Source organism: Nocardia wallacei (assembly GCF_029869545.1).
GTDB classification, from domain to species: Bacteria; Actinomycetota; Actinomycetes; order Mycobacteriales; family Mycobacteriaceae; genus Nocardia; species Nocardia wallacei_A.
On record NZ_JARWQD010000320.1, the window covers coordinates 16815 to 33979 of the forward strand.

Annotated in this window: 17 protein-coding genes; 10 read left to right on the forward strand and 7 right to left on the reverse strand. The window is 70.2% G+C overall.

Annotated features, from left to right (window positions below):
- Positions 1-88: 88 nt before the first annotated feature.
- Together QH290_RS29200 and QH290_RS29205 are read right to left on the reverse strand one after the other, a co-directional pair.
- On the reverse strand, positions 89-1303 hold the full coding sequence (locus tag QH290_RS29200; RefSeq protein WP_280386383.1) for a DUF418 domain-containing protein: 1215 nt from the start codon (positions 1301-1303) through the stop codon (positions 89-91).
- Between the two features lie 203 nt (positions 1304-1506).
- Complete coding sequence (locus tag QH290_RS29205) at positions 1507-2505, reverse strand: sigma-70 family RNA polymerase sigma factor (protein ID WP_280386385.1); 999 nt, start codon at positions 2503-2505, stop codon at positions 1507-1509.
- Positions 2506-2687: 182 nt separating this feature from the next.
- Here QH290_RS29205 and QH290_RS29210 point away from each other — a divergent pair, with 182 nt between their 5' ends.
- The 4 genes from QH290_RS29210 to QH290_RS29225 all read left to right on the forward strand — a co-directional run bounded on the left by QH290_RS29210 (position 2688) and on the right by QH290_RS29225 (position 5758).
- The gene (locus QH290_RS29210; protein ID WP_280386387.1) at positions 2688-3092 is read left to right on the forward strand and encodes a PPOX class F420-dependent oxidoreductase; all 405 of its coding nucleotides are present in this window, start codon (positions 2688-2690) and stop codon (positions 3090-3092) included.
- 62 nt (positions 3093-3154) lie between these two features.
- Positions 3155-4693 carry an MFS transporter gene (locus QH290_RS29215; RefSeq protein WP_280267107.1) on the forward strand — a complete coding sequence of 513 codons (1539 nt, stop codon included), beginning with the start codon at positions 3155-3157 and terminating at the stop codon, positions 4691-4693.
- Positions 4683-5261, forward strand: coding sequence for a TetR/AcrR family transcriptional regulator (locus QH290_RS29220; RefSeq protein ID WP_280267108.1), 579 nt, complete (start codon positions 4683-4685; stop codon positions 5259-5261). Before QH290_RS29215 ends, QH290_RS29220 begins: the two co-directional genes overlap by 11 nt.
- A gap of 47 nt (positions 5262-5308) precedes the next feature.
- Positions 5309-5758, forward strand: coding sequence for an SRPBCC family protein (locus QH290_RS29225; RefSeq protein ID WP_280267109.1), 450 nt, complete (start codon positions 5309-5311; stop codon positions 5756-5758).
- Between the two features lie 15 nt (positions 5759-5773).
- Here QH290_RS29225 and QH290_RS29230 read toward each other — a convergent pair whose 3' ends face one another.
- The 3 genes from QH290_RS29230 to QH290_RS29240 all read right to left on the reverse strand — a co-directional run bounded on the left by QH290_RS29230 (position 5774) and on the right by QH290_RS29240 (position 7863).
- Positions 5774-6997 (reverse strand): PucR family transcriptional regulator, encoded by a 1224-nt coding sequence (locus tag QH290_RS29230; protein WP_280267110.1) that lies wholly within the window; start codon positions 6995-6997, stop codon positions 5774-5776.
- A 181-nt stretch (positions 6998-7178) separates the two neighbouring features.
- On the reverse strand, positions 7179-7568 hold the full coding sequence (locus QH290_RS29235; RefSeq protein WP_280267169.1) for a VOC family protein: 390 nt from the start codon (positions 7566-7568) through the stop codon (positions 7179-7181).
- 7 nt (positions 7569-7575) lie between these two features.
- Complete coding sequence (locus tag QH290_RS29240; protein ID WP_280267111.1) at positions 7576-7863, reverse strand: ArsR/SmtB family transcription factor; 288 nt, start codon at positions 7861-7863, stop codon at positions 7576-7578.
- 331 nt (positions 7864-8194) lie between these two features.
- Between QH290_RS29240 and QH290_RS29245 the strand changes: the two genes are divergently transcribed.
- The 4 genes from QH290_RS29245 (at position 8195) to QH290_RS29260 (ending at position 13303) form a co-directional block, all read left to right on the forward strand.
- Entirely contained in the window at positions 8195-9130 is a 936-nt protein-coding gene (locus QH290_RS29245; protein WP_280386389.1) for an SDR family NAD(P)-dependent oxidoreductase, read from the forward strand.
- Between the two features lie 86 nt (positions 9131-9216).
- A complete protein-coding gene (locus tag QH290_RS29250; RefSeq protein ID WP_280267113.1) occupies positions 9217-10440 on the forward strand; it encodes an acyl-CoA dehydrogenase family protein in 1224 nt (407 codons plus the stop codon).
- Positions 10437-11873 carry an LLM class flavin-dependent oxidoreductase gene (locus QH290_RS29255; RefSeq protein ID WP_280386391.1) on the forward strand — a complete coding sequence of 479 codons (1437 nt, stop codon included), beginning with the start codon at positions 10437-10439 and terminating at the stop codon, positions 11871-11873. The genes QH290_RS29250 and QH290_RS29255 overlap by 4 nt, the downstream gene beginning before the upstream one ends.
- A 44-nt stretch (positions 11874-11917) precedes the next feature.
- Positions 11918-13303 carry a styrene monooxygenase/indole monooxygenase family protein gene (locus QH290_RS29260; protein WP_280386393.1) on the forward strand — a complete coding sequence of 462 codons (1386 nt, stop codon included), beginning with the start codon at positions 11918-11920 and terminating at the stop codon, positions 13301-13303.
- Positions 13304-13316: 13 nt separating this feature from the next.
- Here the strand turns inward: QH290_RS29260 and QH290_RS29265 are convergent, their stop codons facing one another.
- Positions 13317-14189, reverse strand: coding sequence for a tyrosinase family protein (locus QH290_RS29265; RefSeq protein WP_280386395.1), 873 nt, complete (start codon positions 14187-14189; stop codon positions 13317-13319).
- A gap of 1 nt (position 14190) precedes the next feature.
- The gene (locus tag QH290_RS29270) at positions 14191-14523 is read right to left on the reverse strand and encodes a hypothetical protein (protein ID WP_280267117.1); all 333 of its coding nucleotides are present in this window, start codon (positions 14521-14523) and stop codon (positions 14191-14193) included.
- A 247-nt stretch (positions 14524-14770) separates the two neighbouring features.
- Here QH290_RS29270 and sfnG point away from each other — a divergent pair, with 247 nt between their 5' ends.
- Positions 14771-15889, forward strand: a complete 1119-nt coding sequence (sfnG, locus tag QH290_RS29275; RefSeq protein ID WP_280267118.1) for a dimethylsulfone monooxygenase SfnG — start codon at positions 14771-14773, stop codon at positions 15887-15889.
- On the forward strand, positions 15886-17163 hold the full coding sequence (locus QH290_RS29280; protein ID WP_280386397.1) for an acyl-CoA dehydrogenase family protein: 1278 nt from the start codon (positions 15886-15888) through the stop codon (positions 17161-17163). Before sfnG ends, QH290_RS29280 begins: the two co-directional genes overlap by 4 nt.
- Positions 17164-17165 lie beyond the last annotated feature (2 nt).

Sequence of the window (17165 nt, forward strand, 5' to 3'; positions counted from 1 at the left end):
CGAACAGGCGTCGAACGCGGGTGGCCGCTACCTTGCCGAGAGTTCGCTGTGAAGCCGGGCCGCTGCTGCGAGTGCGCCTTCCGGGCCGCTACGGCTGCGGGTGCGCAGTGGTTGAGCGCCATCGTGGCCGGGTCAGGTAGGTGGCCGCGCGCAGCACCCACTCCACCGGTCCGTAGGCGTGCCCACGCAGCCACCATGCGCTGAACCACAGTTGGGCCGCGAAGGTGAGCAGCGCGATGCCGATCACCGCGGGCGGCGGCACGTCGTCGGCGAGCGCGAGCCCGTAGCCGGTGTAGACGAGCATGAACACCACGGACTGGCCGATGTAGTTGGTCGCGGCCATGCGCCCGGCCGGGGCCAGCCGCGCGACCGCGGTGGCCCACCGCGAGCGGGCGAGCCGGAGCACCAGCGCCATGTACGCGAAGGTCATCAGTGGATTCACCAGTTCCTGCACGCCGAACCAGTACGCGGGCGCGTGCAGCCAGCCCGCGCCGTCGGCCCAGGTGACGGCCGAAATCGGCAGTCCCGCACCGAATCCCGCCCACAGCACGCGCGGGGTCCAGCGGCGGATCAGCTCCCCGTCCTCGACGATTCGCCGCTTGCCCGCCGCCATACCGAGCAGGAACATCGCCAGGCTCGGAACGCCCTGTCCGATCCAGGTGAACAGCAGGAACAGCGGTCCGAAGTGCAGCTGGGTCTGCAGGGTGTCGGTGAAGCCGCCGGTGAATCCCTCGGCCAGGCGCCGCAGGTCGAAGATCTGGGCGAGGTCCGCGACCTGTCCGCTGGTCTCGGACCCCGGCAGCAGCAGTGCCGGGAGCGCGAACAGGATGTAGAGAACGGTCCCGGTGACGACCGCGGTGCGCGGGCGGAGCCTGCGCAGCAGGATGAGGATCAGGCACAGCACCGCGTACAGCGTGAGAATGTCGCCGATCCACAACAGCAGGACGTGCGCCGACCCGATCGCGAACAGCGCGCCGCAGCGCCGCAGCAGCCGGGCGCGCGGCGATGCGCCCGCCCGTTCCGCGGCCGCGATCTGCAGCGTGAACGAGTAGCCGAACAGGAACGCGAACAGCAGATAGAACCGCCCGAGGAACAGCCCGTCCACCAGTCCCGTGGTGAAGGTGTCCAGGCCCCCGTCGAAGCGCGGACTCGGATGATCGCGCGGCCCGGTGAGATTCACCAGCGACGTCACCACCACGACATTGGTGACCAGGATGCCGAACAGCGCGAACCCGCGCAGGATGTCGACCTCGGCGATCCGCCGTCCCGCCGCGGTGCGCGTCGACTCGATCGGACCGGACATGCGCCCACGCTATGCCGCGCGATGGGTGATCCGCATCGCCCGCCGTACCGAATCCCCGCGGTCCCAACTACACCCGTGGAACGACCCACCCCCACCCCAACGCAGTATTGACCCCACCCGCCCCGGTGCGGGCGTCTTCGCTTCCCTCTCGCACGCCCTGCGTGTTCCCGCACCGTTTACAAGGTCCTGCAAGGGGTGCGGGATCATGCAAGGCGTGCGGGAAGGTGGGGGTGGGGTAGTCCGCACCGGCGCACCAGGTCTGGGTTGCTGAAGACCGTGATGGTGGTGATTGTGTCGGATGTCGTTGTGAGGACTGCGATTCCGAAGGACTCGTAGGTGTGCGCGTCGCCGCGGAGGTAGGCCGCGGCGGCGGGCTGGCCGTTGACCGAGGTGGGCAGCATGCGCCATGTTCCGGGGGCGCCCAGCACCTGGGTGGACAGGTAGGTGACGCAGGTGTGCTTGCCGGAGAACCAGGTTCGCGACGGCGGCATCTCGATCACGGCATCGCGGTGCAGGAGGCGTTCGAGCCGGGCGGCGTCGGCGGTCTCGAACGCGGCGATGTACTCGTCGAGCAGGGCGCGGCCGCGTGGATCGGTCGGCGCGCCGGGCTGCTCCGCGACGGCGGCCATGTGATCGAGGTGGGCGCGGGCCCGCTGCAGGGTGCTCTTGACCGCGGCGGTGCTGGTGCCGAGCAGTTCGGCGACCTCGGCGGCCGGGAAATCCAGGACGTCGCGCAACAGCAGCACCGCGCGCTGGCGGCCCGACAGGTGCTGCAGGGTGGCGATCAGCGCGAGCCGGAGGCTGTCGCGGGTGACGGCCACCGCCGCCGGATCCTCGGCCTCGGGTGTTACCAGCGCGTCCGGGAGCGGGCCCAGCCACTCGGTGCCGGTGTCGGGATTCGGTGTGGCGTAAGGGTTTCCGCTGGCCGCGTCGAGCCCGGACGGCAGCACGCGCCGGGTGCGATGCCGCAGGGCGGTCAGGCAGAGGTTGGTCGCGATGCGGTAGAGCCACGTGCGTATCGACGAGCGCCCCTCGAATCCCGCATAGGCGCGCCACGCCCGCAGATACGTCTCCTGTACCAGATCCTCGGCGTCGTCGTGCGATCCGAGCATGCGATAGCAGTAGGCCAGCAGTTCACGCCGGTACGGCCCGGCGAGCCCGGTGAACTCGGCATCGGGTGAGCCGTCCTCGGTCTGAGCCATGGCCTTCCTCGGGTTCGCGACAGTCCCGGGGACTGTATCGCGGCCATGCGCGGCGCCGATTTTCCCTGCCCCGAGCCGCGAGCCATTTCCGCATACCTGCGGCGAGGCAATTCCCGCCGACCCGATTCCTTTCCCGGATCCCCATGGTCCATATCCCCGTACCCACCTCGGAAGGAATCCTCATGACCACACAACTCGACCGGGCGGCCCGTGCGGTGATCGACGGTGCGCATACCGCGATCCTCGCCACCAGCAATGCCGACGGCCGCCCGCAGTCGTCGGTGATCTTCGTGAAGTACGAGGACGACGCGATCGTCTTCAGCACGATCGAGGACCGGTTGAAGACCCGCAACATGCGGCGCGACCCGCGGGTGAGCCTGCTGTTGCTGAGCGCCGCCGGGAATTACGTCGAGGTCCGCGGCCGCGCCGACATCGCCCCCGACCCGGAGAAGGCGCTGCTGCGCGAGATGTACGACCGCTACATGGGCGGCACGACCCCGCCGCCCGAACCCGAGGCGGTACGCCTGATCGTCCGCGTCCACCCCGAGCGGTTCTACGTCTGGCCGCCGAGGACCGGCCGGGCATAGAGGCCGCCCATTAATTGAACTATGGTACAAATAGTACGATAGTTCAACTATTGGGAGGCGAGATGGGCACGACGAAGTGGCGCGCGTGGAGCGGCCTGGCGCTGCTGGCATTGCCGACCCTGCTGCTGGGCCTGGACGTGACCGCGCTCTACCTCGTCGTCCCGAACCTGGCCGCGGACCTGCAACCGACCGCGACGGAGACGCTGTGGATCATGGATGCCTACGGCTTCTTCATCGCGGGATTCCTCATCACGATGGGCACGCTCGGCGACCGGATCGGGCGGCGCCGGTTGCTGATGGCCGGAACGGCCGCGTTCGCCGCCGCCTCGGTCTGCGCGGCGTTCGCCCCGGGCGTCGAGTGGCTGATCGCGGCGCGGGCGCTGCTCGGGGTCGCGGGCGCCACCCTCATGCCCTCGACGCTCTCGCTGATCAGCACGATATTCACCGCCCCCCGGCAGCGGGCGTTGGCGATCGGGGTGTGGGCGACGATGTTCGCGCTCGGCATGGCGGCGGGCCCCGTCGTGGGCGGTGTGCTGGTTGCCGAATTCTGGTGGGGCGCGGTCTTTCTCGTGGCGGTGCCGGTCGCCGCGGTGGTGCTGGCGGGCGCGCCGTGGCTGCTGCCGGAGTTCCGGACCCGCGCCGGGCGGATCGACCTGCCCAGCGTCGGGTTGTCGCTGGCGGCGATGCTGCCGATCACCTACGCCATCAAACACGCGGCCGCGCACGGCATCGACCCCCGGGCGTCGATCGCCGTCGTTCTCGGCGGTGGCGCCGCGGTCGCCTTCGTCCGCCGCCAGCTCCGGCTCCCGGAACCGCTGCTGGACATGAAACTCTTTACCGGACGGGCCTTTTCGGCCGCGCTGGCCGTCCTGCTGGTCGGCCTGGTCGGCTTCGGCGGGGTGATGTTCCTGGTCACCCAGTACCTGCAGCTCGTCGAGGGCATGACACCCGCCGCGGCCGGGCTGTGGATGGGGCCGCCCGCGCTGGCCATGCTCGTCGGTGCGCTCGGCGCGCCGCTGGTGGCCCGCCGCGTCTCGCCCGGCATCGTCATGGCGGCCACCCTGGCGCTGTCGCTGATCGGATACGGTCTGCTCGCCGGGGCCGGGATCGACAGCACGCCGACGGTGGTCACCGGATTCGCGTTCGTGTATCTCGGGCTCGGCGTCATCGCCGCGCTGGGGACCGACATCGTCGTGGGCGCGGCGCCCGCGGCGAGGTCGGGATCGGCGGCCGCGCTGTCGGAGACCGTGCAGGAACTCGGGATCGCGGCCGGGGTCGCGCTGCTGGGAAGCCTCACGACGGCGATCTATCGGGCGAGGATCGAGGTTCCGCCGGGTCTGCCGCCCGCCACGGCGGAGATCTACGGCGACAGTCTCTCCGGAGCGTCGTCGGTCGTGGACCAGCTGCCGAATGGGGCCCTCGAGCAGGCGCGCTCCGCGTTCACGAGCGGACTCGGCGGCGCCGCGGTCGCAGCGGGTGTCGCGGTCGCGGCGGCCGCGACGGTCTGCTTCGTGATGCTGCGGCACATCCGGCCCCTCGGTGGTGCCGAGACCGAGGCGGAGCCGATACCCTCGACCTCGTGGAGCGGCGATGATCGGTGAGGCGACGGCGGACGAGCACAGCGGCGTCGACGGGCGCACGCTGCGCGGTCATCGCCGCCGGGCCCAGATCATCGAGGCGACACTCGCCGTCGTCTGCCGCGACGGTGCCGCGGGCGTCACCCATCGGACCGTGGCCAAAGAGGCCGGGATCACCACCAGCCTGACCCTCTACTACTTCGCCACCCTCGACGACCTGCTGGTGGCCGCCCTCACCAGCGTCACCGACGGCTACACCCACCGCATCCGCCGACTCATCGATGACGATGAGGACCCGCTCGGCGGGCTGGCCCGGCTCATCGCCGAGTCCGGCGGTCCGGGCCGCGAGCGCGCCCTCGCCGAACGGGAGCTGTCGACGCTGGCGGCTCGCCGTCCCGCCCTGCGCACCGCGGCGCGCGGCTGGCGCGACAACGTCGCCGAGCTGGCCCGGACGCGAACCGACGACCCCGACGCGATCGAAGCCTTCGTCGCCCTCACCGACGGTTTGTGCACCGCGCTGCTGCTCGGCGACCGCGAGGCCGACCCGGACCATATTCGCGCGGTCCTCACCAGGGCGCTACCGGGGGCATAGCCGGGCGGGGGTGGCGCGACCCGGGCCCGGATGTTTCGATCATGGGCATGACCGCGGAATCACGCATCGTATCGACCGGCCGGGAGATCGCCGCCGGGGCGGACCGGATCTTCGAACTGATCGCCGACCCGGCCCAGCAGCCGCGCTGGGACGGCAACGACAACCTGGCGGAAGCCGCTGCGGGACAACGTCCCAAGGCCGTGGGGGACGTATTCGACATGACGCTGACCAACGGCCAGGTCCGCGAGAACCACATCGTCGAATTCGAGGAGGGGCGCCGGATCGCCTGGCGGCCTTCGGAGCCGGGCGCGCAGCCACCCGGCCACCTGTGGCGCTGGGAGCTCGAGCCGGTGGACGATACGCGCACCCGGGTCACCCACACCTACGACTGGTCGCAGCTGACCGACGAGAAGCGTCTCGTCCGCGCCCGCGCCACCACCGCCGACAAGCTGCGGGCGTCGCTCGACCGGCTCGCCGCCGTCGCGGAGGAGTCCTGAAAACTCCTGCGCCCGTTACCTATTGGTGCGGTAACTGCTCGCGACGAGGGCCGAGCGCAGGTACCACAGCCCGGCCGGTTGGGTGGGGTCGAGACCGGTCAGCTGGGCGACGCGCTTGAGCCGGTAGTCGACGGTGTTGGTGTGCACGTGCAGGGCCCGCGCGGTCTGCTGGCGATTGAGGTTGGTGCCGATGTGCCGGCGGAGCGTGTCGAGCAGTTCGGGATGCGTGTCGAGGGCGTCCAGCAGCGCGCCGAGATGTTCGCGGCCCGGGCCCGGGCGGGTCAGCTGGTATTCGAGGGCGAGCTCGTCGAAGCGGTACAGCCCGGGGCTGCACCGCAGGCGCTGCACCATGTCGAGCAGTTCGTGGGCGCGGCGGGCGGCACCGGGAATGTCGGTGGCGTCGGCGTCCACCACCGCGGCGGTGACCGGCACCTGCGCGTTGCGGGATACGAACGCCACGAACTCGTCGAGATCGTCGTCGGCGAGGGTCTCGGCGGGAACCAGTACCGTGCCGCCGTCGATGCTGAGCAGCGACAGCGCGGTGTCGGCGCAGCGGTCGGCCAGCGCCGCCTGCACCCGGCGCAGCTTGCGCCGCGCGACCACCTGCCGGTTGATCGCCGGGTTGCGTTCGTCGGGGTGCGGCGGAACCGCCAGGGCGACAACGTGATACGCCTCGGCGATCTCGATCCCGGACTCGCGCGCCATCACCGAGGTCGGGTGCCCGGCGAGCAGGGCCGAGGTGAGCGTGTGGACGGCGGTGTGGTGCTCCCCGACGACGCCGCGCAGCTCGCGGACGTAGGCGCGCGACACCGTGGCGTTGATCGTGTCGAGCACGTCGAGCAGCCGCCGCGACGCGCCCTTGACGGTGTCGAAGTCGTCGGGGGTGGCACGGTCGAGGATGAGGTCGAAACCGAGCTTGAAGCCCTCGTGCAGGGCGTGCTGGATGGTGTCGATCGGGATGCCCTCGCGGGCCCAGTTGGCGGCGGCCTGCTCGAGCCGTGCCGTCTTGTCGGGGACGTCGGTGCCGTCGAGCATGCTGATCGCCAGCTCCAGGCACGCGCGCGTGACCGCGGTGATGTCGCCGCGCAGCGCATCGCCGGGCAGCGTCCGGCACGGGGCGACCGTATCGACGAAGTGGCCCACCATCTTTCGCGCCAGCGCCCGCACGTCCTTGAGCGGCGAGGTGACCGGCTGTCCCGACATCGTGAGGTCCCGCTGGTCGGTGCTGATGGCCGTCATCGTGGATTCCCTTCCGCTGCCGCGGCATTCGCGTAGCACCTCACGGTAACGCTTCGGTCACGGGCGCAAGGACAACCGGCCGAGGTTCTGTGACCAGGGCGGGAACCTGGTCGCACGCGATTGTGAGTGGTCACTGGATGCGGACGATTTTGTGAGAAGTCACAACGACGGCCGCGGCCGCTCAGCCCTTGTGCTGGGCGATCTGGATGAGGTTGCCGCAGGTGTCGTCCAGGACGGCGGTTTCGACGACGCCGTGATCGAGCGGCTGCTGGGTGAACCGTACGCCCAGCCCGGTCAGCCGGTCGTATTCGGCCCGGATGTCGTCGACGGCGAAGGAGGTGTACGGGATGCCGTCCTCCACCAGGGCCTTCTTGAACGGGCCCGCCGCGGGATGGCCGTCGGGTTCGAGCAGCAGCTCGACGCCGTCGGGGTCCTGCGGGGAGACCACGGTGAGCCAGCGGGCGTCGCCCACGGGGACGTCGGTCTTCTTCACGAAGCCGAGCACCTCGGTGTAGAAGCGTTCGGCCTTGGCCTGATCGTCGACCAGCACGCTGGTCACGTTGATGCGCAGCATTCGTCTACTCCTTCAGCCAGCGGTCGGTGAGATTCCGCAGCGGTTCGCGATTCAGGTGATGGAACTTGTACCGGCCCTCCCGGCGGGCGCGCACCAATCCGGCGGCGGCGAGCACGTCCAAATGCTGGGAGATGGCCTGCCGGGTGGACGACAGGTGATGCTTCATGGTCAGTCTGCCGCACAGCTCGAACAGGGTCTGTCCGTCGCGCTCGGCGAGTTCGTCGAGGATCACCCGCCGCGTGCTGTCGGCCAGCGCCTTGAACACCTCGCCGGTATCGAACCCGTTGTCCACGCGCCCAGTATATGCAAGTGGCTACTTGCCTGTCACGTCCTAGCCCGGATAACCGCCACGACCTCGGATGCCCTCTTCCTCGAGCGCCCGGGATGGACAACCTTCCCTCCCGAATTCCCGGCACGGAAAACCCCTCGAGTCCCTGGCATGGAAGACCATTTGAGCCCGGCATGGAAGGCCCTCTTGTATTCCCGGCATGGAAGGCCCCTCTTGTATTCCCGGCGTGCTTTTGGCCGGGATCCCCGCCATGCCTGCGCAATCGCCCCGGTCGGCGCGACCGGCCGGAGTAGGCTGAATCCGGCTCGGGTTGGGCGGCTTCCGAGGAGGCGGCATGTCGACGATCGTGATGACCGGTGGTACTTCGGGATTCGGGGCCGTCGCGGCCGGGCGGATGCTGGAGGCGGGAGATGTCCGGCTGATCCTGGGAACGCGGCGGCCGGGCGCTCGCGGCGCGTCGTCCTCGGCGGATGCCGGGCGGCCGGAACTGATTCCGCTCGATCTGACCGAACTGGATGCGGTGCGCGATTGCGCCGCGGTGCTCCGGGAACGCCTGGGCGACACCGCGATCGACGCCCTGGTGCTCAACGGCGGCATCATTCGTCCCGACGTCGCGGGCCGGACGGCCGAGGGATTCGAGACCACGTTCGCCGTCAATCACCTCGCGCACTATCTGCTACTGCGTCTGCTGCTGCCGATCCTGGCCGAGCGCGCGACCGTGGTACTGACCACCAGCGGCACCCACGACCCGGCCACCGGCGCCGGTCTGGTGCCGCCGCGCCACGCCGACGCGCAGCTGCTGGCGCATCCCGAACGCGACCCCGGCCTGGACTCCCGGCCGCGCAGGGCGGGTCAGCATGCCTACACCGCCTCCAAGCTGTGTGCCGTCCTCGTCGTCCGGTCGCTGTCGGAGCGGCCCGACGCGCAGGCCGGTCGGCTCACGGTGATCGCCTACGACCCGGGCCAGGTGTTCGGCACCGGGCTGGCCAAGGACCTGTCGCTGCCCTTGCGCATGGCCTGGTCGCTGTTCGGCACGCCCCTGGGCGGGCCCCTGCGCCGCTTCAGCCCCACCCTCAACAGCCGCACGGACGCCGGAAATGCACTCGCCGACTTGGCCCTCGGCCGGACCACGCCCCCGCCCGGCCATACCTACGCCGCCCTCCGCCGCGGCCACCTCACCTGGATCGACCCCTCCGACCTGGCCCGCAAACCCGAAGTCGCCCAAGCCCTCTGGACCGACAGCGCCAACCTCGTCGCCCTCCCCACCTGATTTCATCCCTCACCGCGGTCGGGCGGGTTTTGATCCCGGTGCGCGTAAGGCGTGAACGAAGGGGGTCGGCGGGGGATCGTCGGCGCATGACCTCCACCGCTGCACGCTCCCGTACCGATAGTGAACTCGACGAGATCTTCGCGCCGCTGTTCGAACAGATCGCCGCCGGTGCGGTCGACCGCGAGATCGATCGGCGACTCCCGTACGAGGAGGTGAACCGGCTGCGCAAGGCGCGGTTCGGGGCGCTGCGCGTGCCCGAGGAGTTCGGCGGGTACGGGGTGGGGGTGCGGCAGCTGTTCCGGCTGCTCATCGAGCTGGCGGCGGCGGAGTCCAATATTCCGCAGGCGCTGCGGGTGCATTTCTCGTTCGTCGAGGATCAGCTGCTCGCCGAGCCCGGCCCGGTGCGGGAGCGGTGGCTGCGCGCGGCGGGGGACGGCGTGCTGGTCGGCAATGCGATCAGCGAGCCCGGCGTCGGCGCCGCCGACCGCTACCGCACCCGCCTGACCCGCGACGGGGATCGCTGGCTGCTCAACGGCGTGAAGTACTACAGCACCGGTTCGCTGTACGCCGATCACATTCTCGCGGCGGCCGACCGGGCGGGGGAGCGGGTCGGTGTGCTCGTCGACGCGGACGCGCAAGGCGTTCGCCAGCATGATGATTGGGACGGCTTCGGTCAGCGGCTCACGGCCAGCGGGACGACGGAGTTCACCGATGTGGTGGTGCCCGAGGACCGGATTCTGGGCCCCGGCTACGGCGTGGCGGGCCCGACGTATTCGACCGCGTACCTGCAACTGGTGCAGCTGGCGGTGCTCGCGGGCATCGCCCAGCGCGCCGAGCGCGATGCCCGCGACTGGGTCGCGCAGCGCACCCGCACCTACACCCACGCCCCCGCCGATCTGCCGCGCCACGATCCGCTGGTGCAGCAGGTGATCGGGAGGCTGTCCGCGGCGGCCTTCGGTGCCCGGGCGAGCGTGCTGGCGGTCGCCGACATCCTCGAGCAGGTGCTGGCCGACGGCGCCCGCGACGAAAAGTCCCTGGCGGCAGCGGAATTGGCCGCGGCTCGGGCCCAGTTGGGTGTCATCGACACGGTGCTGCCCGCGACCAGCCTGCTGTTCGAGGTCGGCGGCGCGTCGGCGACCTCGGAACGGCTGCGGCTGGACCGGCACTGGCGCAATGCCCGCACGATTTCGGTGCACAATCCCGCGATCTACAAGGCCCGCGCCATCGGCGACCACCTGCTCAACGGCACCGAGCTGCCCTTCGCCTGGAGCGCCGGGGAGCGCGCGACCGCCGCGGGAGGTGCCCGGTGACGCGCCGAATCCGGTTCAACGCCTTCGACATGAACTGCGTCGCGCACCAGTCACCGGGGCTGTGGCGCCATCCCGACGACCAGTCGCACCGGTACACCGATCTGAACTACTGGACGGATCTGGCAATCCTGTTGGAGCAGGGGCGATTCGACGGCCTGTTCATCGCCGACGTGCTGGGCACCTACGACGTCTACGGCGGAAACGATATCGCCGCGCTGCGCCAGGGCGCCCAGATCCCGGTGGCCGACCCGCTGCTGCTGGTGTCGGCGATGGCCGCGGTGACGCGACATCTCGGATTCGGCATCACCACCGGAACCGGTTTCGAACATCCGTATCCGTTCGCGCGCCGCCTGTCCACCCTGGACCACCTCACCAAGGGTCGCATCGGCTGGAACGTGGTAACCGGCTATCTGCCTTCCGCCGCACGCAATTTCGGCGCCGACGACCAGCTCGACCACGACGAGCGCTACAACCAGGCCGACGAGTACCTGGAGGTGCTGTACAAGCTGTGGGAGGGCTCCTGGGAGGACGATGCGGTGATTCGCGATGCCGCACAGGGCATTTACGCGGATCCGGCCAAGGTGCACCACATCGGTCATCACGGCAGGCACTACACCGTCCCCGGCGTGCATCTGTCGGAGCCCTCGCCGCAGCGCACGCCGGTGATCTACCAGGCGGGCGCCTCGCCGCGAGGGGTGCGGTTCGCGGCCGAGAACGCCGAGGCGATATTCGTCGCCGCGCCGTCGAAAAGGGTGCTCGCACAGACGGTGTCCCGGATCCGCGACGCGCTGCAGGAGGCGGGCCGCGATCGCTACGCCGCCCGGGTCTACGCGCTGTCCACCATCATCACCGCGGAGACCGACGCCGCGGCACGGCGCAAGCACGAGGAGTACCTGTCGTATGCCAGCGTCGAGGGCGGCCTGGTGTTCATGTCCGGGTGGATGGGCATCGACCTGTCCCGCTACGACCTCGACGATCCGATCGGACAGGTGGAGAGCAACGCCATCCGCTCGGCCGTGGCCGCGTTCCAGGAGGCGGACGACGACGGCCGCGAATGGACCGTGCGCGATATCGGCCGGTGGGCCGGGATCGGCGGGATGGGCCCGGTCTTCGTCGGTTCCGGCGCCACGGTCGCCGACCGGCTGCAGGAGTGGGTGGACGACACCGACGTGGACGGCTTCAACCTCGCCTACGCCATCACGCCCGGAACATTCGAAGACATTGTGCGACACGTGGTTCCGGTGCTGACCGAACGCGGTGCCTATCCCGGGGAGTACGCGCCGGGGACGCTGCGCCACGCATTGTTCGGTGCGGGTGATCGACTTCCGCGGGAGCACCGTGGTGCGCGGTATCGGCTCGGTGGACCTGGTTCCACGGTCCTTCCCGACGACATCGCGCGGCCGGGCGCGGAGCAGCCGATCGATTCCCGCTGATCGCAATACTCCAGCAGTTGCCTTGCAGCCCGGAGGATTTCGCTATGACGACACAGAATTCCCGCTCCGATTCCACCCGTTCCGCGGCGATCGTCGGTGCCGGTCAGACCGGCGTCACCGCGGCGCTCGGCCTGCTCGACGCCGGATTCGAGGTCACCGTGTACAGCGACCGCGATCAGCGTGCGCTGCGCGACGACGTGCCCGCCACCGGCACCGCCCTGATCTTCGGCGAGGCGCAGGCCGCCGAGCAGGCGCTGGGCCTGTCCACCTACACCGACCGCGCCCCGCTGCACGGCGGGCTCACCGTCCGCATCGCCGGGCCCGACCGTGCCGAACTCATCGAATTCGACGGCGCCTTCGACGGTTACAGCGGCGTGGCGGTCGATACGCGGCTGAAGGCGGACGAGCGGCTCACCGCATTTCAGGAGCGCGGCGGTCGCTTCGTCGTCGGCGAGGTGACGCCGGAGAAGCTCGATTCCATTGCCGCCGCACACGACCTGACGCTGGTCGCCACGGGCAGGGGTGGCCTGTCGGCGCTGTTCCCGATCGATGACGCGCGCACCGTCTACGACGCCCCGCAGCGAACCCTGTTGACGCTCACCGTGACCGGTCTCGGCCACGACGAGAACGTCTTCGCCCACCGCAGCCCGGCGGGCGGTGCCCGCAGCGGCTTCTCCATCCTCGGCGATCAGGGCGAGGGCTGGTGGGGTCCGTATCTGCACAAGGACGCCGGGCCGAGCTGGGCGTTCCTGGGCTGGGCGCGGCCGGGCAGCGAGTGGGAGAAGCGTTTCACCGCAGCCGATTCCGCGCAGTCCGCGCACCGCATCATCGTGGACCTGTACCGCGATTACCTGGATTGGGACCTGCCCGAGGTTCTCGCCACGCGCGTGATCGCCGAGGACGAGCATTCCTGGTTGCGGGGCGCGGTGCGGCCGGTGTTCCGGGAAGGGCTGGGGCACACCGCCGGTGGGCACCCGGTCGCCGCGCTGGGCGATACGGCGGTCGCCTACGACCCGATCGCGGGCCAGGGCGCGCAGAGCGGGTTCATCCAGGCGCAGCGGCTGGTCGCGGCCGCCGCCACGCACGACGGTCCGTTCGACGATGCCTGGATCACCGCGCAGTACACCGGCTTTCTCGCCGCGCGGGCGGAACCGGCCGCGCATGTCACCCGCCTGTTCCTGGGCGATCCGGAGCTCGCCGACGTCGGCAATCAGTTCTTCGCCGCGGCGGCGGTCGATCCGCGATTCGCGTCGGCGCTGGTGGGTCTGCTGCACCGGCCGCAACCATTCCACGGCATCGAAACCACCGACGCCGCAGGCGAATTCATCACCGGCGTCACGGGCGAGGACGCCGCCTCGCTCCTCGCACGGTTCGCCCTCGCCGGACGCTTCTCCCGCTCCGGCTACGCCGCCCCCGCCACGGCCCGATAGCCCGGCATCGCCGTCAGCCGTGGTGTGGGGCGTTGCCGACCGGTTCGCGCTCTCGGCGGTCCGGCGGTTCCTCGGCGGGTGCCGCCGCGCACTCCGGATCGATCGTGTCGTAATGCCCGAGGGCGCGGTGCACCAGTAGATCCGCGGGCCGCACGGGCTCCGGATTCGTGGTCCACGGCGCCACGCCGAACGGCAGCCCGGCCCCGTTCCACGGCCACATGGTGTCGGAGAGGTTGTGTCCCGTCGGGCCACCGCTGCATGGCAGGAACGGCTGGAAGCCGTCCGTGGCCGCGTGCCGCCGGACCCAGTGCGACCACAGCCGGTCCACGTTCGCGTGTATGAGCCAGAACACCGGATCACGGGGCGCGATCACGGGATTGCCGACGAAGCCGCCGACCCACACGTGCGCCGCACCGTGCGGGCTCTCGAGGCGCCGGAACGCGGTGTAATCGGGATTCGCCATCGCGGTGGCGATATCGCCGCCCGTCCCCGGAAAACCGAAGATATCGAAGGAGTTTCGGATCAGGCCCCACGCGGCGAACGGGCCGTCGGCGACGGCTCCCGTCCCCGGCGCACCGGGACCGCCCATGAAATCGTCGCGCCAGATGAGGCTTTCGGTCGCGTCGGGGTTCAGGTTGGACCGCGTCCAGTCCCAATAGGGCACGGTCACCGACGGGTCGATGGCCTGCAGATCCCGTTCGAAGCGCCGGAGGTATTCGCGGTGCCACGGAAAGAACGCCGGACCACCGTGCCCGTGGCCCATCGCGCCGCGATGCTGCTCGACATAGGTGTCGTAGCCGCCGTCGGCGCGCAGCCGGTTGATCGCGTCGGTGAAGGCCCGGCGCTGCGCGGGGGTCAGGCTCGTGAGATTTCTCCGGCAGCCCATATCAGTGCCCTCCTGCGTGGCCGTGGTGACCGTTGCCGTTTCCGCCGCCGGGATCGGTCCGGCCCGTTCGCACGACCGCGCCGCCGCTGTCGACGACGACCCGGTCCGGATCGTCGAACATGTACCCGTAATCGGCGAAATGCCAGGCCAGTTCCCGGATGTCGGCGGCACCGAAGTATGCCTCGTCGCACATCCACATGGCGAAGCCGTTCTCGCCGGGACCGGGGTGGTGGTGGCAGGTGAACTCGCGGCCGTCCACGCTGATCGTCGCGTGCGGGTGGTGCTCCCGGATGACGACCGTCTTGCCCCTGTAGCGGAATTCGGTACCGGACATCTGTTTCCTTCGCGACCGGCGGCCCCCGCGGGACCGGCTGCCACCATCGTCGCGGTGCGACATGCCCGGCACACGAGTAGCGGGGCACTCGTATCGCGAGCCGACCGATACTCGCGGGATGCGATCGGGCCGATTCAAACCCTCGTGCGCGACGGCCCGCGGTGGTGGAGTGGGCGGACACCGGGCGCACGGTTGCCGCGCCCGGTGTTCCGAGACGGTCCCGCCCGACTACCCCGGGAGCAAGTGCATGACTACCGAGAACATCGCCGAGCAGGTCCGGTTCGCCTACTGGGTGCCCAATGTGAGCGGGGGATTGGTCACCAGCGATATCGAGCAGCGGACCGGCTGGGATTTCGAGTACAACAGGAGGCTGGCGCAGACCGCCGAGCGCAACGGGTTCGAGTACGCGCTGTCGCAGGTGCGCTACACCGCGTCCTACGGGGCCGAATATCAGCACGAGTCGACCTCGTTCAGCCTCGCGCTGCTGGGCGCGACCGAGCGGCTGAAGGTCATCGCGGCGGTGCATCCGGGGCTGTGGCATCCGGCGGTGCTGGCGAAGTTCGGCGCCACCGCCGATCACCTGTCGGGCGGGCGGTTCGCGGTCAACGTCGTATCCGGCTGGTTCGCAGGGGAATTCACCGCGCTGGGCGAGCCGTGGCTCGAACACGACGAACGTTACCGCCGCAGCGCGGAATTCCTGCAGGTGCTGCGCAAGATCTGGACCGAGGACGAGGTGAACTTCGGCGGCGACTTCTACCGGATCCGCGACTTCACCCTGAAACCGAAACCGCTCAACACCGCGCAGCGGCCGAATCCCGAACTGTTCCAAGGCGGTAACTCGACCGCGGCGCGGCGCAACGGCGGCCGCTACGCCGACTGGTACTTCTCCAACGGCAAGGATTTCGACGGCGTCACCGAGCAACTGGACGATCTGCGTGCGGTCGCCAGGGCGCACGAGCGCGAGGTGAAATTCGGCCTGAACGGATTCATCATCGCCCGCGACACCGAGAAGGAGGCCCGCGACACCCTCCGCGAGATCGTCGACAAGGCGAATCGCCCTGCGGTGGAAGGCTTCCGGGACGCGGTCCAGCAGGCCGGGGCCGCGACCCGCGACGGCAGGGGCATGTGGGCCGACTCCACGTTCGAGGACCTGGTCCAGTACAACGACGGCTTCCGGACCCAGCTCATCGGCACCCCGGAACAGATCGCCGAGCGCATCGTCGCCTACCGCGACCTCGGGGTCGACCTGATCCTGGGCGGATTCCTGCATTTCCAGGAGGAGATCGAATACTTCGGCGCGAAGGTGCTGCCGCTGGTGCGGGAGCTGGAGGCCGCGCGCACCCCCGCCGCGGTCGCGGGCCGATGACCGCCGTCACCGCCGACCGGATCGCCTCCGCGGCGAACGCGTACGCGGTCGCGCGGCGGTTGGCGGACGGATTCGCTGTCGGCGCGGCGCGCCGCGACCGCGAGCGGGAGCTGCCGTTTCGCGAGATCGACGACCTGGCGGCGAGCGGACTGTTGGCGATCACCGTGCCCGCCGACCTCGGCGGCCCCGACCTGCCGCCGAGTGCGGTCGCCGAGGTCGTGCGGATCCTGGCGGCCGCCGATCCGAATATCGCCCAGATCCCGCACAGCCACTTCGTGTACGTGAACCTGCTGCGGCTGGCCGGATCGCCGGAGCAGCGGCGACGGTATCTCGGGCGGGTGCTGGGCGGCAGCCGCATCGCCAACGCTCAATCCGAACGGACCGGTGCCACGGTCGCCGAGATCGCGACGACGGTGCGCCCGGACGGGGGCCGGTTCCGCGTCGACGGCGTCAAATACTATTGCACCGGTTCGCTTTTCGCGGACGTGCTGGCCGTGCTCACCCGGCTCGAGGACCCCGACGGCACCAGCGGTCTCACACCGGGGGAGTACATCGCCTACCTTCCGGCCGAGACGCCGGGAGTGCGCATCATCGATGACTGGAACGGTATCGGGCAGCGCACCACCGGCAGCGGAACGGTCCGCTTCGACGGCGCCCTGATCGACCGCGACCAACTCGTCGAGCGGTCAGCGGCGGTGCGTGCCCCGACCGGATACGGCGCCTTCGCGCAACTGCTGCACGTGGCGATCGACACCGGTATCGCCCGCGGAGCACTCACCGCCGCAACGGAATTCGTGCGCACCAAGAGCCGCCCGTGGTTCGAGGCCGGAGTGGAACGCGCGGTGGACGACCCGCTGCTGATCCAGCGCTTCGGGGAACTCGCCGTCGCGGTGGCGGCCGCCGAAGCGACGCTGTCGGCGGCCGGGAAAGCGGTCGACCGAGCGGTGGCCGTCACCGGGCACGATCATACGAATTCCGGCGCGGCGGTCGATGTGTCGGCGAGTGCCGGGGCCGGTGCGGCGGCCGACCGTATCGCCGCGGCGTCCCTGTCGGTCGCCACCGCCAAGGTCCTCGCCGACCGGGCCGCCACCGAGGTCTCCTCGGCGCTGTTCGAGGTCGGCGGAACCCGCAGTGCCGCAGCCGATCTCAACCTGCACCACTTCTGGCGCAACGCCCGCACCCACACCCTGCACGATCCGGTGCGCTGGAAATACCAGCACATCGGCCGCAGCCTGCTGCACGACGTCCCGCCGCCGCTGCACGGGGTCATCTGACG

Bases quoted from the DNA above. Each gene is read 5' to 3' on its own strand.
- QH290_RS29200 (WP_280386383.1), bottom strand. From the start codon at position 1,303: ATGTCCGGTCCGATCGAGTCGACGCGCACCGCGGCGGGACGGCGGATC.
- QH290_RS29205 (WP_280386385.1), bottom strand. From the start codon at position 2,505: ATGGCTCAGACCGAGGACGGCTCACCCGATGCCGAGTTCACCGGGCTC.
- QH290_RS29210 (WP_280386387.1), top strand. From the start codon at position 2,688: ATGACCACACAACTCGACCGGGCGGCCCGTGCGGTGATCGACGGTGCG.
- QH290_RS29215 (WP_280267107.1), top strand. From the start codon at position 3,155: ATGGGCACGACGAAGTGGCGCGCGTGGAGCGGCCTGGCGCTGCTGGCA.
- QH290_RS29220 (WP_280267108.1), top strand. From the start codon at position 4,683: ATGATCGGTGAGGCGACGGCGGACGAGCACAGCGGCGTCGACGGGCGC.
- QH290_RS29225 (WP_280267109.1), top strand. From the start codon at position 5,309: ATGACCGCGGAATCACGCATCGTATCGACCGGCCGGGAGATCGCCGCC.
- QH290_RS29230 (WP_280267110.1), bottom strand. From the start codon at position 6,997: ATGACGGCCATCAGCACCGACCAGCGGGACCTCACGATGTCGGGACAG.
- QH290_RS29245 (WP_280386389.1), top strand. From the start codon at position 8,195: ATGTCGACGATCGTGATGACCGGTGGTACTTCGGGATTCGGGGCCGTC.
- QH290_RS29250 (WP_280267113.1), top strand. From the start codon at position 9,217: ATGACCTCCACCGCTGCACGCTCCCGTACCGATAGTGAACTCGACGAG.
- QH290_RS29260 (WP_280386393.1), top strand. From the start codon at position 11,918: ATGACGACACAGAATTCCCGCTCCGATTCCACCCGTTCCGCGGCGATC.
- QH290_RS29265 (WP_280386395.1), bottom strand. From the start codon at position 14,189: ATGGGCTGCCGGAGAAATCTCACGAGCCTGACCCCCGCGCAGCGCCGG.
- QH290_RS29270 (WP_280267117.1), bottom strand. From the start codon at position 14,523: ATGTCCGGTACCGAATTCCGCTACAGGGGCAAGACGGTCGTCATCCGG.
- sfnG (WP_280267118.1), top strand. From the start codon at position 14,771: ATGACTACCGAGAACATCGCCGAGCAGGTCCGGTTCGCCTACTGGGTG.
- QH290_RS29280 (WP_280386397.1), top strand. From the start codon at position 15,886: ATGACCGCCGTCACCGCCGACCGGATCGCCTCCGCGGCGAACGCGTAC.